Here is a 16,182-nt window from a genome sequence, read left to right as displayed (position 1 = left end):
GCCTTTCCTGGCCTGTTCCCTACCCTGACCCTGACCCTGCTTATAGGCAGGGTCAGGGAGTCAGGGTCATACAGGGCACTCCTGGCCCCGACTTAGTCAGGGTTTAGTCAGGGTGAGTCAGGGTCGGCAACGTAGTGTTTCGTTGCCTTGCCCCTACCTCCCTCATTAGTGATCAATTGGCCATGGGCTATCAGCCATTCCATGGCCCAGTCAACGTCTCGCGTCGCTTTCTTGACTCCGGCGCGTATGGCGGTCTTGCTGGCCCCAGGGTTTTCGGCTACGTGCCCGAGGACGGCCTTACATATCCTCTCGGGTGGCTCCGACTCATACTCCTTGTCTTCCGTCGCCCTTGCTGGCCATAGGTTGGCTATGGGCGTAGGCTTTTCCTTGAAATCGATCACTAGGTCTGCGAAGTGCTGCGGAGTCCGTCCGGGCACAGCGTGAGCCCTTACCCATGCTGGCCGGTCTTTCTCAACTTTGAGCCTGCTTTTCCCGACCATGCCTTTACCGATCGGATGGACAGGGTCAAGGAAGTACGACACTCCCGTAATGGCAGACTTTTTATGCTGTGACCCGATGGCGCGGTTTCCATCATGCGGCACGTGATCGAGTACTACGACGGCCCATTGAGCGGCAGCGAAAGCCTTTGTCAGTTTCGCGTGCCATGCCGCTACGTCCTCCGCCTTGATGCCGTCCCATCCCTCAAGGGCCATTGACTCTGTCATGCCGTCGAATATGGCGAGACTGCCGCCAAGAGAGACGAGCCGTTGATAGCTCTGTTCGTCGGCTTCAGTAAGCGGTCCGGTTGGGTTGCAGTAATGGAAGTACTGGGCTATGCCCTCGCGGCTTGCTCCGAGCAACTTCAATCGCCGGACGATTGCGGCTGCATCGTCTTCGAAGTCGATATAGGCGACGTGTCTATGTGCCCGGATTTCCTGGACGGTTACCAAGCATGCAAGCCATGACTTGCCCGCTTCCGACTCGGCATGGACACCGTTTATCTTTCCACGGTAGAAGATACCTAGGCACATATCGCCGGACAGGTGGCCAACGTCGGTTTGTGTCTCGCCCTCTGCCGCTTCCCATACTGAGTCAATATCTACCAGTGCCCAGGATGGCCCCTTGCCGTTTCTCTTGGCAAGGATCGTTCGGGCTAGTTTCTTGGCCTCCTCATAGCTTGCGATCTCCTTTGCTTTCTCGATTACGGCAGCCTCGCGTTTGTGTGCCTCAATGAGGGCCTGTGTTTTAGCGTCTAGGTCGCGCGTAGGCAACTTTGCGGACAGGGATGCGACTAGGTCTTGTACGTCATCGTTAAAGGACTCTAGAGGTGCTGCCTGGGGATTGAGTAGCCACGCGAGGGCGAGGCGTACGTTTATCTCTGATTGCGGGAGTTCCGGCGCTGTCTCGGTCACTCGCCACCTTCGCCATACGGGCCCATGACCCCTGTGATTCCCGTGGCTGCCGCGGCCCTGAACGCATCGGGGACGTCCGAAAGGGTGCCGCGGAGCACCGGGCAAGAATCGTCATGCCGGACCATGAGCCGGTAAAACCCGGAAGGGTCCTTAACGATTCCGTCAACTGTGCTCCGGCAATGGCTGCACTTGTACGACTGGGCAAAATCCTTGATCACTTTGGGTGGCCCATTCTGCGCCGGCTTAGGCTTTCTGGGACGCTTCTTTTTGGACATATATTAGCTCCTGTGGGGAACGGAGCGGCCCACGCCAATACGGCTAGCGTGGGCCGCTCGGTTGTTACATGTATCGTCCGGTGACTCCGCTCATGACCTTTGCTGCGTCGCCGATGGTCTGAACTTTCTCCGGGTCAAGGTCCCAATCCTCGGCGAGGAATTCAGCCGAATCGCGCGGCAGGGCCAGCGTGTTGGTTATTGCTGCATCCCGCATCATGCGGGCAGCCTCATTGCAGCGCTTATGGCGGCATCCCAGCATTAGAAGGATGTTGCCGTGGGCGTCGATAAGTTCGAGAATCAATAGGGCTTGGGCATTTTCATCCTGCATCGTTGATCTCTCTTTCTCGTTCATCCGGCATCTATGCCCTACCGCTCTTGCACTGACGTACTCGGCTCGACGCTTCCCAGCGTGGCAACCGGCGCTCATGCTTCAACCCGTGTCTATTCGCTTCAACGGGCGCTCAGGCGTTTGGAGTTGTAGGCAGGCGAGTTACCGCCTAGAGCACAGCGGTGCTCAGGCGCGATATCTGCCTATGCGGCATCGAGGGAATCCCCGCCCAGGGGCGGAACAGGGCTCACGACCACCAGGGCGAGGCGCTTGCGTTCGAGGGCGGCGCGCACGATGCGGGCGGCTTTGGCAAGCTGCACCGGGTCCTCAATGGCGAGTTGGACGTGCGCGGCCTGAGTGGCGGCTTTCAGCTCGCGTTCGAGGGCGGACGTGTCCGCGTCAGGGTGGTGACGTTTCTTCGCGGCAATGCTTGCACGGAGTCGTGCGGCCTCTGGAGAGATGGGCATGAGGCATCCCAGATATGCCCTGTCACGGGCACGGGGCCGCTCACATCGCGGCCCGGTTACCAATGAGACTAGGCATAGTTTGCTTGCCACGGGAAGGGGGGTTGTGACCGGCCTCACATTGGCGAGGATTTAGGCAAAGGAAAGCGGCCCTCCTGGGGAGAGCCGCTTTCCTTGCGCCGGTGGGGAGTTCAGGCCATCTGCCGGAATTCGATCATGACTCGGTCGGGATCGAATCCCTTGGTTCCCGGCTTGGCGCGCTTGATCGTCACGCGTTCGATGAGCGTGCGCAGGAAGGCGCGCCTCTCGTCCAGCGTCATGGCCTCCCATGACCCCCGTGCGGCCCTGTAGTCGAGAGTCGCGACCGGGGCCGGTACGGCTGCGAGTTCGGCCCGTAGGCGCTGCTCTCGCTCGTTCAGTCCGGCCCGCATGTTCTTCCACTCGGCGAGTGTCAGTTCACCCCGTCCCCGCTCGGCCGCGATTTCGTTGCGCTCTTCCTCAACTGCCGTGAGTTGGGCGGTCAGTTCATCCCTGCGGGTCGCGTGATCGTCAGAGGTGAGTGCATCGAGGAATTCCGGCATGTCCAGTACCCCGAAAACCTCATCCGCAACATACTTTTCCGTGGCTTCCAGCATGATTCCCGTGCAGCCCTTACCGCCCCGGTTCGGGTGGCACAACAGGTACGGCGTCCTCTTGCCGTTCTTGAGTTTCTTGATCGAGCCGACCATGGGCGCGTCGCACACGCCGCACACGGCCAGACCACCGGTGAGCGTGTATTTCCGCCCGGTGGTGTTCCCCTTGTGCGCGTCGGTGATCGGGTAGGTGAATCCGTCGGCGGTGCGGACCGTGCGCGGCGCGGACAGCTTCGCCCGGCACGCCTGCCAGGTGGCCTCATCGAGGATGGGCGCCCAGTTGCCACGGCCCACGATCACGCCCTGATGGACCCGGAAACCGGCAATGGTCGGCTTGGTGACCATGGACCGCACGGAACTCGCCGTGAGGGCGGACGGCCGCGTTACGGGATTCCCCGCCGCGTCGGTGACGATCTCGCCGTTCGCGTCCTTTACCTTCACCTTGTGCGCCCCTACCAATCCGCGCGCCCGCAACTCCGCGGCGATGTTTGCGAGCGACCACCCGTCGAGCACCTTTTCAGCGGCCCACCGGATCGCCTCAGCCTGCTCCGGGATAATCACGTACGTCTTGCTGCCGGACTCATCGACACCGTGGCCGTACCCGAACGGCTTGGACCCCGCCGCGCGCCCCTGGGCGGCATTCTCGGCAAGACGATCGTTGACCCGCTTTTTCATCTTGCGCACCTCCCCGGCATTGAGTACCGCGCGTATCCCGGCAACTTCGTCATGTACGCGTACAACGCCGTCCCTGTTCGTGTGCAGTTCCTTGATCCCGGCTGCGTCCAGCTCTGCGGCGAGAGTGAACCACTCGACCTCGCGCCGTTCCAACCGGGACTGTTCGACGGCCCAAACGTGGGCAACTTCCACCCGGCCGAGAGCCGTGCGGAACTCCTCGTAACGGGGGCGGTGGTCGCCGTTGGCTGCCGAGATACCGGCATCGGCGAACACCTTCACGGGCAGCCCCGGCCACATGCTCGCGGCGTAGGTGCGGCCCCACCCTTCTTGAAGGTCGACACCTTCATAGCTGCCGTCGGGGCGGGGGGACAGTCGGCAGTACAGAGCAACGTATCGAGTCATACCCCCAGCTTGCGCCTGGTTACGTCTTCCCGCTAGGTCCCCGAGGGGAAGACCGGCAAGAACCGCCTCCACCTCGACTTCCGGCCGGACGACCAGGCGGCGGAGGTGGCCCGTTTCCTCGCCCTGGGCGCGCGGCACGCGGACGTGGGCCAGGGGGAGCAGCCGTGGGTGACTCTCATGGATCCCGAGGGCAACGAGTTCTGCGTGCTCGGCCCGCGCCGCGGCTGACGTCCGACGGCCTCTCCCACACGTGAGCGAAGCGGGACGATCGAACATACGATGGGCGGGAGTCGGCACAGCGGCTGAAAAGCAGCGCTCGCCGTGCCGCAGTGAGTCGGACCTCTGGGTGGGAGACGTATGGCACAGGCCGCGGATGCAGCGCGGACCGTCATTTTGACCGTGGACGACGACCCGGGGGTCTCCCGTGCCGTCGCCCGTGACCTGCGGCGGCGCTACGGCGAGTCGTACCGGATCGTGCGCGCGGAGTCCGGCGAGTCCGCGCTGGACGCGCTGAAGGAGCTGAAGCTGCGCGGCGATCTCGTGGCCGTGATCCTGGCGGACTACCGGATGCCGCAGATGAACGGCATCGAGTTCCTGGAACAGGCCCTGGACGTGTATCCGGGGGCGCGGCGGGTGCTGCTGACCGCGTACGCGGACACCAACGCGGCGATCGACGCGATCAACGTCGTGGATCTGGACCATTACCTCCTCAAGCCGTGGGACCCGCCCGAGGAGAAGCTGTATCCGGTGCTGGACGACCTCCTGGAGGCGTGGCGGTGCAGCGACTTCCGGCCGGTGCCCAGCACCAAGGTGGTCGGGCACCGCTGGTCGGCGCGTTCCTCGGACGTGCGCGAGTTCCTGGCCCGCAACCAGGTGCCGTACCGCTGGTACTCGGCGGACGAGCCCGAGGGGCGGCGGCTGCTGGCGGCGGCCGGGCAGGACGGACAGCGGCTGCCGCTGGTGGTCACCCCGGACGGCACGCCCCTGGTGGAGCCGGAGGCTCCGGAGCTGGCCGCACGGGTGGGGCTGGCCACGACGCCCGCGGCCGACTTCTACGACCTCGTCGTCATCGGCGGCGGCCCGGCCGGACTCGGCGCGGCCGTGTACGGGGCGTCCGAGGGGCTGCGGACCGTGCTGGTGGAGCGGTCGGCGACCGGCGGGCAGGCCGGGCAGAGCTCCCGGATCGAGAACTACCTCGGCTTCCCGGACGGCGTGTCGGGAGGGCAGCTCACCGAGCGGGCCCGGCGGCAGGCGGCGAAGTTCGGCGCCGAGATCCTCACCGCCCGGGAGGTGACCGGGCTGGAGGTCAACGGGGCCGCGCGGACGGTGCGGTTCTCGGACGGTTCGGCGGTCGCCGCGCACAGTGTGATCCTGGCGACCGGCGTGTCGTACCGGCAGCTGAACGCGCCCGGCGCCACCGAGCTGACCGGCTGCGGTGTCTTCTACGGTTCGGCGCTGACCGAGGCGGCCTCCTGCCAAGGGCACGACGTGTACATCGTGGGCGGCGCCAACTCCGCCGGGCAGGCGGCGATGTACCTGGCCAGGGGCGCCAAGTCGGTGACCCTGCTGGTGCGCGGTTCGTCGCTGACGGCGTCGATGTCGCACTACCTGATCCAGCAGATCGGCGAGGCTCCGAACATCTCGGTGCGCTCCGGGACGGTCGTGGAGGCGGCGCACGGCTCCGAGCACCTGGAGCAGCTCACTCTGCGCGATGTCGAGACCGGCCGGAGTGAACTCGTCGACGCGCAGTGGATGTTCGTGTTCATCGGCGCTGCCCCGCGGACCGACTGGCTGGACGGCACGGTGCTGCGGGACGAGCACGGGTTCATCCTGGCCGGGCCCGACCTGACCCCCGACGGGCGGCCGCCGGCCGACTGGGAGCTGGACCGGCCGCCGTACCACCTGGAGACCAACATTCCCGGCGTGTTCGTCGCCGGTGACGCGCGCGCCGAGTCGGCGAAGCGGGTCGCGTCCGCCGTAGGAGAGGGAGCCATGGCAGTGATGCTCGTCCACCGGTATCTGGAGCAGTCGTGAGCGGGCAGGCCATGCCGTGCAGCCCGCAGGAGATCGGGGCGCTGTTCCTGTTCGAGAAGCTGTCCCCCGAGCAGTTGGGACGACTGTGCGCAGAGGGGCGGGTGGAGAAGTTCGAGCCCGGGCCCGTGTACACCGAGGGCGATCACGCCACCTGCTTCTACGTGCTGCTGGACGGCACGGTCGTGCTCTCCCGCCGGGTCGGCCACGACGACGTGGAGGTCACCCGCACCTCGCAGCGCGGGGTGTACGCGGGGTCCATGCAGGCGTATCTGGGCGACCGGGTGCCGCAGACGTACATCAACTCCATGCGCGTCACGGAGCCGACACGGTTCTTCGTGCTGCCCGCGGACACGTTCGCGAGCATCATGCGGGAATGGTTCCCGATGGCGGTCCATCTGCTGGAGGGCCTGTTCTTCGGCGCGAAGAGCACACAGCGGGCCATCGGGCAGCGCGAACGGCTGCTGGCGCTGGGCTCGTTGTCCGCCGGACTCACGCACGAGCTCAACAACCCCGCGGCGGCGGCCGTCCGGGCCACCGCGACGCTGCGGGAACGCGTGGCCAAGATGCGGCACAAGCTCCGCGTGATCTCCGCGGGGTCGTACTCGCGCGAAACCCTCGCGAACCTCATCGACATCCAGGAACGCACCGCCGAACGCGTCGCCAAGGCACCCGCGTTGAGCCCGCTGGAGGCCTCGGACCGGGAGGACACGCTCACCGACTGGCTCGACGACCACGGCATTCCCGAGGGCTGGCGGATAGCGCCCGTCTTCGTGCAGGCCGGGCTCGACTCCGACTGGCTGGACCAGGTCGCCGCGGCCGTGGACGAGGAGATCCTGCCGAGCGCCATCGGGTGGCTCAACTACACGGTCGAGACCGAGCTGTTGATGGACGAGATCGCCGACTCCACCACCCGCATCTCGCACCTGGTCGACGCCGCCAAGCAGTACTCGCAGCTCGACCGGGCCCCCTACCAGGTCGTGGACGTGCACGAACTCCTCGACTCCACGCTGCTGATGCTGTCGGGCAAGATGGGTCCGCGGATCAAGGTCGTCAAGGAGTACGACCGTACGGTCCCGAAGATCCCGGCGTACCCGGCGGAGCTCAACCAGGTGTGGACCAACCTGCTCGACAACGCGGTCCACGCCATCAACGGCACGGACGGGGAAGGCACGGTGACCGTGCGGACGGGGCTCGACCACGACCGGCTGCTGGTCGAGTTCCGCGACACGGGGCCCGGGATACCGAAGGAGATCCACGGCCGCATCTTCGATCCGTTCTTCACCACCAAGCCGGTGGGCGAGGGCACCGGGCTCGGCCTGGACATCTCATGGCGGATCGTCGTCAACAAGCACCACGGCTCCCTTCATGTCGAGTCCGAGCCGGGCGACACCCGCTTCCAGGTCCTGCTGCCGCTCACGGCCGCGGAGCCCGACACGGCATCCGAGGAGCCGGCATGACCAGCGACCAGGGAGACAAGGGAATCGACGGAGTCGACCCCGGCGTCCCGCCCAGCGGCGCCGGGTGCGTGGAGTGCGAGGCGGCCGGCGGATGGTGGTTCCATCTGCGGCGCTGTGCGCAGTGCGGCCACATCGGCTGCTGCGACTCGTCCCCGGCCAAGCACGCCACCAGTCACTACCGCGAGACCGGTCATCCGCTGGTGCGAAGCTTCGAGCCGGGTGAGGGCTGGTACTGGGACTACGCGACGAACGAGCTGTACGAGGCCGGGCCGGAACTCGCGCCGCCGGCGAGCCATCCCGAGGAGCAGCCGACGCCGGGGCCCGCGGGGCGGGTGCCGGCCGACTGGGCCGAGTCGCTGCGCTGAGGCCGCGCCCCTGGCCGGGCAGGGGCGTTGTCAGTGCCGCGTGCCAGGATGGATCCGTGCCGCAGACCTCCTTCACCACGCCGCTCATCGGCCGGGCCGACGAACTCGCCCGCCTCGCCGGTGTGCTGGAGCGTGCCCGGGGCGGCGAGGCCCATGCCGTGCTGATCGCCGGAGACGCCGGCGTCGGCAAGACCCGGATGCTGGACGAGGTCTCCGGCCTGGCCGCACGAGCCAGGATGACGGTGCTGACCGGTCACTGCGTCGACCTCGGTGACGTGGGTCTGCCGTATCTGCCGTTCACCGAGGTCCTGGGCGTCCTCGCGGCCGACGAGCGGTTCGCGGGCGCCCTGGCAGGACATCCGGTGGTGGACCGGCTGCTGGGCGGCGGCTCGGAGGCCCTGCGGGACATGGGCGGGCGGCTGCGGCTGTTCGAGGGCATCGCGGGGCTGCTGGCCGACCTGGCGGACATCGCTCCGCTGCTGCTGGTCCTGGAAGACCTGCACTGGGCCGACCAGTCCTCCCGGGACCTGCTGCGGTTCCTGCTCAGCCGCGGCATCCTCCAGCGGGCGGCGGGCGGTGCGCCCACGCACCGGCTGGCGGTGTTCGCCTCCTACCGCGCGGACGACCTGCACCGCCGCCATCCCCTGCGTCCGCTCCTGGCCGAGCTGGTGCGGCTGCCCGCGGTGGAGCGGCTGGAGCTGCGGCCCATGGCCGACGCCGAGGTGGCCCGCCTGGTGCGCGCCGTGGAGGACCGTCCGCTGCCGGACACCACGGTCCGGCGGATCGTCGAGCGCGCCGAGGGCAACGCCTTCTACGCGGAGGAACTGGTCGCGGCCACGGAGACGGACGTCGGCGGTGTGCCCAGCGGCCTCGCGGACGTCCTCCTGATCCGCTTCGAGCAACTGTCCGACACCGCCCAGCAGGTGCTGCGCACCGCCGCGGTCGCCGGACGCCGCGTCGAACACGATCTGCTGCGGGACGCCGTCGGACTCCCCGAGAGCGAGCTGGAGTCGGCGCTGCGCGAGGCCGTGGGGCGGCAGTTGCTGGTCTCCGGCGCCGGCGACACCTACGCCTTCCGGCACGCCCTGGCCCGCGAGGCGGTGTACGCCGACCTGCTCCCCGGTGAACGGGCCCGGCTGCACGGCGCGTTCGCCCGCCTGCTCGCCGAGCGGGGGCACCCGGCCGAGAGCGCGGCGGAGCGCGCCCACCACTACCGGGAGAGCCACGATCTGGCCGAGGCGCTGGCCGCCTCCCTGGAGGCCGCGGATCACGCCCAGCACCTCGGAGCGCCCGCCGAGGAGCTACGGCATCTCGAAGCGGCCCTGGACCTGTGGTCGGCGGTGGAGCGGTCGGCGCGGCCCGCGGGTAAGGGCGTCGACCGGGTGCCGCTCACGCTGCGTGCCTCGGCGGCGGCCGCGCACGCCGGCCAGGCACACCGGGCGGTCTCCCTCACCCGCGCCGCGCTCGCGGGCGTCGGCCAGGACGCGGACTCCGAACTGGCCGCCCGGGTGCGGTACACGCTCGCCGGGAACCTGCTGAGCGTCGACAGTCTGACGGCCGCGTTCGCGTTCAGCAGCGAGGCGCTCGCCATGATCCCCGCCGAGCCCCCGTCGCGCACCTGGGTGTGGGCGGCGGCCACCCATGTGCTGGCGGCGCGTCAGGTCGGGGAGGACGAGACCGCGCGCCGGGTCGCTCGGCAGGCCCTGCCCGTCGCGGAGCAGTTGGAGGTCACGGACGCCCGGGCGGACCTGCTGATCTCGCTGGCCGTCCTGGAGAAGGGCGCGCGCCGCACACCTCAGGGCCAGGAGCGGCTGCGGGAGGCCCGGGAGCTCGCGCGGCGTTCGGGCAACGCGCCGGTGGAGCTGCGCGCGCTGTTCAACCTCGCCATCGGCTGCTTCGAGTCGGGTGATCTCGACGGGTGCCTGCCCTTGCTGACCGAGGGGCTGGACCGGGCCCGCCGCGCCGGGCTGCTCTCTTCGCCGTATCCGCTGGAAATGCGCTATCTCCGGCTGCTGGTGCTGTACACGCTGGGCCACTGGGAGGAGTGCGTACGCGCGGCGGCCGCCGATGCCGAGGTGCTGCCCGCGGCCGGTGGGTTCACGGTCGGGCCCGCGCTGTACGCGGCGCTGGCGCGGGGCGACTTCACGGCCGTCGAGCGTGCCCGGGGCCTGCTGGAGGGCCCGTTCGACTGGATGGGCACGCTCGTCGCGGGGATCGTGCTCACCGACGCGGCGGCGCGGCAGGGGGACGCGGGGGCGGCCGTGGAGCGGATGCGGTCCACCGTCGCGGCCCTCACCGACGACGCGGGGACGCCTCCGGACGCCACGGTCCGGCTGGCCGCCCTCGCCCTCGCCGCGGTCGCCGACCGGGCCGCCGAACTGCGCCTGGCAGGTGACGCGACGGGGGCCGACGGCTGGGTGGGCACCGCGACGCAGCTGCGGGATCTGGCCAGGACCACGGCGGCGGGCGGCGAGAACGGCACGCCGCAGGGGCCGGAGGGACAGGCGTGGCTGGCCCGTGCCGAGGCGGAGTGGGCGCGGGCCGTGTCCGGTCCGGATGCGGCGGCCTGGGCGAAGGCGGTCGCCGCGTTCGACTTCGGCGACGTGTACGAGCGGGCCCGCTGCCAAGTGCGGTGGGTCGAAGCCCTGCTCGCGGCCGATCGGCGCGCGGAGGCAGCCGTGGAGGCGCGTGCGGCACGGGAGACGGCCGCCCGGCTGGGTGCCACGCCGCTGCTGGCGCAGGTGGACGCGCTGATCCGCCGCGGGCGTCTGGCGGACCCGCCGGCCGCCGGGGGACGCTCCGCGATCCTCACCGCCCGTGAGCAGGACGTGCTGCGGCTCCTCGCCCTCGGCCGCAGCAACCGGCGGATCGGCGAGGAGCTGTTCATCAGCGGCAAGACGGCGAGCGTCCATGTCTCCAACATCCTCGCCAAGCTGGCCGCGGCGAGCCGTACGGAGGCGGTGGCCGTCGCCTACCGGGAGGGTCTGATAACTCCGGAGGCGAGCGCATCGGGCCGCGGGCCGTCCTGAGTCAGGTGTGCTGTCCGGAGCGGTTGGCGCAGTCGAGGCTCGCCAGGTCGACGGCGTCGGCCATGGCCCGCATCGCCTTGTCGTTGGGGTGCAGATGGTCGCCGCCGTCGAGGGCGGGCAGGATCCGCTCGGGGTCGTGGGGGCTGCGCAGGACGCGGTCGAAGTCGGTGACGGCGTCGAACTCTCCGCCGTTCCTGATGAACGCGTTGACTTCCTGGCGTACGGCCTCGGCCCGCGGGTTCCACTCGGACCAGCCCTTGAAGGGTCCGACGGTGGCCGCGACGACGCACTTGCCGGCCGCGTGCACCCGCCCGACGAGCTCGCGGTAGCCGTCGATCAGTTCCTCGGCGGTGGCTCCGGAGCGGGCCTTGATGTCGTTGACGCCCTGGAAGAGGAACACGGTCCGCAGCCCCGGCTGGGAGAGCACATCGCGCTCCAGCCGGTTCAGGGCGCTCTGCCCGGGGTCGTCCGCCAGCACCTTGTTGCCGGCGAGGCCCTCGTTGGCGACGCCCTTGACGGTGGTGTCCGCCTGTCCGAGACGGCGGGCGAGCTGGTCGGGCCAGCGGCGGTTGAGGCCGCTGGTCGACCGCCAGCCGTCCGTGAGGGAGTCGCCGAGCGCGACGACGGCCCCGGTCCGCGCGCTCGCCCGCACGGAGACCGCGTCGAGGTAGAACCAGGAGCCGGTCGTCTCCGCCCAGTGGGCGGCGCTCTCCTCGGCGGTGTGGTCGCCCCAGGTGGCGTAGGACGTCTGGAGGGCCATCCAGTGGCCGGTCGCGGGACCGGCCGCGTCGGGAGTGTGGATACTGATCACCAGGTTGGTCGCGGCGGGCAGTGTGCCGGGAAGCGGATCGCTCAGCGCGATCGTCCCGGCGGGGACGGTGACGGACCGCTGGCCGCCGAAGGACAGCCGCCGGTTGCTGCCGCGGACCAGTTCGGCGCCCTTCTTCTGGATACCGGCGTAGACGCTGTCGAAGGTCACCGGCCGGTCCCCGAAGGCGTTGGAGAGCCGGATCCGCGGATCGCGGCCCGCGACGCTGGTGTGCACGACGAGCCGGTAGCCGCGGTCGGCGGCGCCCTCGCCGAGGCGGTCGGCGCTCGCTCCCCAGGTGATGACGCCGTCGGGGACGTCGTACGTCCTGGCGGGCGTGGAGGTGTTCTGGGAGGCGGAGGCCAGCAGCAGTACGGCGACCAGGCCCGCCCTGCGCCTGAACCGGGCCGTCACCCGGCAAGGTCCTTCGGCGTGACGGACTCACCTGGCTGGGCACTCACGGTCGGGACCTTACCGAACGGCTGGGTCCTCACCACGATGCCGGGTGCCTCGCTCGGTGCACCGGGGAACCCGTGCGGCCTGGTGCACGTTGTCCGGACGACCCCCCAGGGGTCCGGAACGACGACATCAGGGCGGCACGATGAGCGAATTGGTCCCCGGGGGCAATCTGCCCCTCCCGGCTGGTGCCGTGACCGTCCGGGTCCCCGGCCCGTTCGACGTGTCCGCGCTCATCACGGGCGACGGCGGCAAGGTCCGCGGCGACGAGGACTTCGTCTTCTACAACCAGCCATCCGCACCCGGCGCCCGGCTGCACGGCGACACGCTGACCGTGGACCCGCCGAGGCTGCGCATCGGGGCGACGCGGGTCACGGTGGTCGTCAGCCCCGCCGACCCCACCACTCCCCTGAGCCGCCTGCCCGCCCCCACCCTCCACGTCACCGGTGCGGACGGCCGCCTGCTCGCCCGGTTCTCCCCGCAGCGCCCCCGGCAGGAGACGGTCCTGCTCCTCGCGGAGATCTACCGACGCGGCGGCACCTGGAAGCTACGGGCGCTCGGGCAGGGGTACGCCGACGGGCTGGCGGGCCTCGCCCGCGACTTCGGCGTGGACGTCCTCGACGAGCCGCAGGCATCTCCGGCCGGTCCGGGAGCGCGCGTTCCCTCGCCGGCACAGGCGAATCAGCCGGCACATCGAGCACCACGCACGCCCTCGCCGACACGCCCCACACGTCCGGCACCGCACACCCCCTACCCCACTCATCCGGCACCACGAGCCCCCTCCCCCGCCCCGGACGGCTTCCTCGGCCTCGTCAACTCCGCCCGTGCCACGGCCGGTTCACCCCCGGTCGCCCTCGACGCACGCCTGGCCGCCGCCGCGCGGGCCCACGCGTCCGCCATGGCCGCAGCGGGGCGGCTCGGTGTCGAGGGCCCGGACGGCATATCCGTCTACCAGCGCGTCACGGCCACCGGATACGCGTACCTCACCGTCGGCGAGCATCTGGTCTCCGGCCCGCGCACCCCCGCCGAGTTCGTCGCGTACTGCCTGCGCGGCGAACAGCCCCGGCGCACCCTGCACGACCCGGTCTTCACCCACGCCGGTCTGGCGTACGTCACCGACAGCCGCTCCGGCGACATGTACTGGACCGCGCTGTGGGCAAGGCCGTTCACACCCGCCGAACTGGCGCGGGCGCAGACCGACGTCGTCGACCTCACCAACAGAGAGCGCGCCCGGGCCGGGTTGCGGCCCCTGGCGACGGATCCGCCGCTCAGCGCCGCCGCGCAGGCGTACAGCGCGGACATGGCGGCCCGTGCGTTCTACTCCCACACCTCGCCCGAGGGCACTCAGCCGTGGGACCGGGCCGCCGCCGCGGGCTCCACCCGGCGTTCGATCGGCGAGAACATCGCCTGCGGCCAGCGCTCCCCCGCCGAGGTCGTGGACGGCTGGATGAACAGTCCCGGCCACCGCGCCAACATTCTCAAGCCGGACTTCACCCACATCGGGGTCGGTTTCGCGGGCGGCGGACCCGCGGGCACGTACTGGACTCAGCTCTTCGGCGCCTGAGAGCGCCCGCGAAAGCGGCGCGCCCCCCAACCGCTCCTGCCGCGATCTTGGCGGAAGGCATCCCTCCGGGACACGATGCCCTCATGAAGGGTGACCTGTTTTCCAGCGAGCACATGGTGCAGCCGGCCACGGAGCCGGGCATGACGGTCGAGAACTCCAAGTGCATCAAGTACGCGGTGCACGGCGAGATGCTCGCCCGCCAGGGGGCGATGGTCGCCTACCGCGGCAATCTCCAGTTCGAACGCAAGGGCCAGGGCGTGGGCGGCATGCTCAAACGCGCGGTCACCGGTGAGGGGCTGCCGCTCATGGCGGTGCGCGGGCAGGGCGAGGCCTGGTTCGCGCACGAGGCGCAGAACTGCTTCGTCGTCGAGGTCGACCCGGGCGACGAGTTCACTGTCAACGGCCGCAACGTCCTGTGTTTCGACGCCTCGTTGGCGTACCGGATCTCGACCGTGAAGGGGGCGGGCATCACCGGCGGCGGTCTGTTCAACAGCGTCTTCACCGGACACGGCAGGCTGGGGCTGGTGTGCGAGGGCGATCCGCTGGTCATCCCGGTCTCGCCGCAGTACCCGGTGTTCGTCGACACGGACGCGATCGTCGGCTGGACGGCGGGCCTGACGACCTCGCTGCACCGCTCGCAGTCGATCGGGTCGATGCTGCGCGGCGGCTCCGGGGAGGCCGTGCAGTTGATGCTCCAGGGGCAGGGATACGCCGTCGTACGGCCGAGTGAGGTGACCCCACAGAGAGCCCAGCAGCACTGAGGCGATCCGCCCCTCACGGGCAACCGGCACCGAGCAGTTGAGGGCCGCCGAGCGAGCGGGCAGGGGAGCGGCCCGCTCCGGGCTCGCGGTCGCGGAGGCGCAGCGCCGGCTGGGCCGGATCGGGGAGGCGGACCGGGCGTGGAAGGCGAGTTGTCGCGCGGCCCGGGAGGCCGGGGACACCGCGGCGATGGCCTGGGCGCTGTGGAGCGGCGGCACGCTGGCGAGGCGGCGCGGCGCGTTCGCCCTGGCCCGGCGCCTGCCGGAGCTCGCGGCCGAACTCGGCGAGCACGGCGGGGACGTCGTCGTCCGTGGTTACTCGCCGGCGGGGCCGGCCGAGACCGGCCGTATCCAGGGCGACTACGAAGCAGTCGGCAGTCTGCACGAGCGACTGCTCGCCGAGGCCCGTCGGCGCGGCGAGGCACGGCACATGGTGTGGGCGCTGGAGGGCATCGCCCAGATGTACCCGCAACACCGGCGCCTACGACTCGGCGTACGCCCTGTTCGAGGAGGCGGCCCAGATCGCCACGCGCGCGGATGACCGGCGCGGTCACGCCTGGGCGCTGCGAGGGCTCGCCGACGTGGTCTCCGTGCGCGACGAGGACACGGACCGGGCGCTCGGCCTGCTGTCCGAGGCGGAGACGACGTGCCGCGCGATGAATCTCTCCGGCGCGCCGGCCTACAACCACAAGATGCGCGGCAACGTCCTGTATCGCGCGGGTCGTTACGAGGAGGCCCGCGCACTGTACGAGCGGGCGCTCGCGGAGTTCCGCGCCATGAGCGAGCCGCAAGGTGAGGCGCTCGCCCGGCTCGGTCTGGCCAAGTCCCTGGCCCGGCTGGGCCTGCGGCATGCGCGCGAGATGGTCGCGCGGGCCCGGGAGGAGCTCGGCGCGGGGGCGGAGGCCGTACGGTGACGGCGCTGACGTCGGCGGTCGCCGCACCCGAAGTCCTGGACCGCTGCCGCGCGTCGGTGCGGCCCGCGCTGGAGGAGAGGGTCGGACGGCCGCATCCGTGGGTGGGTGAGATGGCCGGGTACGCGTTCGGCTGGTGCGAGGTCGGAGGTACGCCCGCGGCGGCGTCCGGCGGCAAGGGGTGCGGCAGGCGCCGGCCGTGCTCGGGGCCGAGGCGGCCGGTGCGCCCGGGCGGGCCGGAGTGCCGGCGGCGGTCGCGGTGGAGCTGGTGCACACCTTCTCGCTGCTGCACGACGACATCGACGACATCACGGCCGGGGATCCGGCCCGGCGCCGCCCCACCGTGTGGAAGGCGTACGGCACGGGCCCGGCGGTCCTCGCGGGGGACGCGCTGTTCGCGCCGGCCGTCGAGACGCGCGCCGCGTCCGAGGCGGGGCCCGGGGCTCTGCGGCTGCTGTCCGAGGCGATGGGCGACCTGGTGCGCGGCCGGGCCGACGACCTGCTGTTCCCCGCGCGTCCCTGGTCGGGACCGCGCCGGGTGCGGCCGGGCGAGTACCGCGCGATGGCCGAGCGCAAGACCCGTGCGCTGCTGGGCTGCGCGGCCGCGCTGGG

11 protein-coding genes and 3 pseudogenes are annotated in these 16,182 nt (G+C 70.2%); 9 read left to right on the top strand and 5 right to left on the bottom strand.

The window, feature by feature from the left end:
- Window positions 1–107 precede the first annotated feature (107 nt).
- The 4 genes from AB0I77_RS49195 to AB0I77_RS49180 all read right to left on the bottom strand — a co-directional run bounded on the left by AB0I77_RS49195 (window position 108) and on the right by AB0I77_RS49180 (window position 4,188).
- Window positions 108–1,412, bottom strand: a complete 1,305-nt coding sequence (locus AB0I77_RS49195) for a hypothetical protein (RefSeq protein ID WP_363289511.1) — start codon at window positions 1,410–1,412, stop codon at window positions 108–110.
- A 339-nt stretch (window positions 1,413–1,751) separates the two neighbouring features.
- Window positions 1,752–2,039 carry a hypothetical protein gene (locus AB0I77_RS49190; protein ID WP_363289510.1) on the bottom strand — a complete coding sequence of 96 codons (288 nt, stop codon included), beginning with the start codon at window positions 2,037–2,039 and terminating at the stop codon, window positions 1,752–1,754.
- Between the two features lie 179 nt (window positions 2,040–2,218).
- Window positions 2,219–2,482 carry a hypothetical protein gene (locus AB0I77_RS49185; RefSeq protein WP_363289509.1) on the bottom strand — a complete coding sequence of 88 codons (264 nt, stop codon included), beginning with the start codon at window positions 2,480–2,482 and terminating at the stop codon, window positions 2,219–2,221.
- A gap of 188 nt (window positions 2,483–2,670) precedes the next feature.
- Entirely contained in the window at window positions 2,671–4,188 is a 1,518-nt protein-coding gene (locus AB0I77_RS49180) for a recombinase family protein (protein WP_363289508.1), read from the bottom strand.
- A 36-nt stretch (window positions 4,189–4,224) separates the two neighbouring features.
- Here AB0I77_RS49180 and AB0I77_RS49175 point away from each other — a divergent pair.
- The 5 genes and pseudogenes from AB0I77_RS49175 to AB0I77_RS49155 all read left to right on the top strand — a co-directional run.
- Window positions 4,225–4,416: pseudogene (locus AB0I77_RS49175) on the top strand (VOC family protein); the annotation flags it as partial.
- A 129-nt stretch (window positions 4,417–4,545) separates the two neighbouring features.
- On the top strand, window positions 4,546–6,222 hold the full coding sequence (locus AB0I77_RS49170; protein ID WP_363289507.1) for an FAD-dependent oxidoreductase: 1,677 nt from the start codon (window positions 4,546–4,548) through the stop codon (window positions 6,220–6,222).
- Window positions 6,219–7,679, top strand: a complete 1,461-nt coding sequence (locus AB0I77_RS49165; RefSeq protein ID WP_363289506.1) for an ATP-binding protein — start codon at window positions 6,219–6,221, stop codon at window positions 7,677–7,679. The genes AB0I77_RS49170 and AB0I77_RS49165 overlap by 4 nt, the downstream gene beginning before the upstream one ends.
- Window positions 7,676–8,044, top strand: coding sequence for a UBP-type zinc finger domain-containing protein (locus AB0I77_RS49160; RefSeq protein WP_363289505.1), 369 nt, complete (start codon window positions 7,676–7,678; stop codon window positions 8,042–8,044). Before AB0I77_RS49165 ends, AB0I77_RS49160 begins: the two co-directional genes overlap by 4 nt.
- Window positions 8,045–8,100: 56 nt before the next feature.
- A complete protein-coding gene (locus tag AB0I77_RS49155) occupies window positions 8,101–11,073 on the top strand; it encodes an AAA family ATPase (protein WP_363289504.1) in 2,973 nt (990 codons plus the stop codon).
- Between the two features lies 1 nt (window position 11,074).
- Here AB0I77_RS49155 and AB0I77_RS49150 read toward each other — a convergent pair whose 3' ends face one another.
- Complete coding sequence (locus AB0I77_RS49150) at window positions 11,075–12,295, bottom strand: SGNH/GDSL hydrolase family protein (RefSeq protein ID WP_363289503.1); 1,221 nt, start codon at window positions 12,293–12,295, stop codon at window positions 11,075–11,077.
- Window positions 12,296–12,482: 187 nt separating this feature from the next.
- Here AB0I77_RS49150 and AB0I77_RS49145 point away from each other — a divergent pair, with 187 nt between their 5' ends.
- The 4 genes and pseudogenes from AB0I77_RS49145 to AB0I77_RS49130 all read left to right on the top strand — a co-directional run.
- A complete protein-coding gene (locus tag AB0I77_RS49145) occupies window positions 12,483–13,901 on the top strand; it encodes a CAP domain-containing protein (protein ID WP_363289502.1) in 1,419 nt (472 codons plus the stop codon).
- 83 nt (window positions 13,902–13,984) lie between these two features.
- Entirely contained in the window at window positions 13,985–14,662 is a 678-nt protein-coding gene (locus tag AB0I77_RS49140; protein WP_363289501.1) for an AIM24 family protein, read from the top strand.
- 19 nt (window positions 14,663–14,681) lie between these two features.
- Window positions 14,682–15,573: pseudogene (locus AB0I77_RS49135) on the top strand (tetratricopeptide repeat protein); the annotation flags it as partial.
- Window positions 15,570–16,182, top strand: a pseudogene (locus AB0I77_RS49130) (polyprenyl synthetase family protein); the annotation flags it as partial. The pseudogenes AB0I77_RS49135 and AB0I77_RS49130, both read left to right, overlap by 4 nt.

The sequence above is a fragment of the Streptomyces sp. NPDC050619 genome (assembly GCF_040654815.1).
In the GTDB taxonomy this organism is placed as follows: domain Bacteria; phylum Actinomycetota; class Actinomycetes; order Streptomycetales; family Streptomycetaceae; genus Streptomyces.
Note: the sequence above shows the minus strand (reverse complement) of the source record. Positions and strands in the feature narration are given on the sequence as shown.

Bases quoted from the DNA above. Each gene is read 5' to 3' on its own strand.
- AB0I77_RS49190 (WP_363289510.1), bottom strand. From the start codon at position 2,039: ATGAACGAGAAAGAGAGATCAACGATGCAGGATGAAAATGCCCAAGCC.
- AB0I77_RS49185 (WP_363289509.1), bottom strand. From the start codon at position 2,482: ATGCCCATCTCTCCAGAGGCCGCACGACTCCGTGCAAGCATTGCCGCG.
- AB0I77_RS49180 (WP_363289508.1), bottom strand. From the start codon at position 4,188: ATGACTCGATACGTTGCTCTGTACTGCCGACTGTCCCCCCGCCCCGAC.
- AB0I77_RS49170 (WP_363289507.1), top strand. From the start codon at position 4,546: ATGGCACAGGCCGCGGATGCAGCGCGGACCGTCATTTTGACCGTGGAC.
- AB0I77_RS49160 (WP_363289505.1), top strand. From the start codon at position 7,676: ATGACCAGCGACCAGGGAGACAAGGGAATCGACGGAGTCGACCCCGGC.
- AB0I77_RS49145 (WP_363289502.1), top strand. From the start codon at position 12,483: ATGAGCGAATTGGTCCCCGGGGGCAATCTGCCCCTCCCGGCTGGTGCC.
- AB0I77_RS49140 (WP_363289501.1), top strand. From the start codon at position 13,985: ATGAAGGGTGACCTGTTTTCCAGCGAGCACATGGTGCAGCCGGCCACG.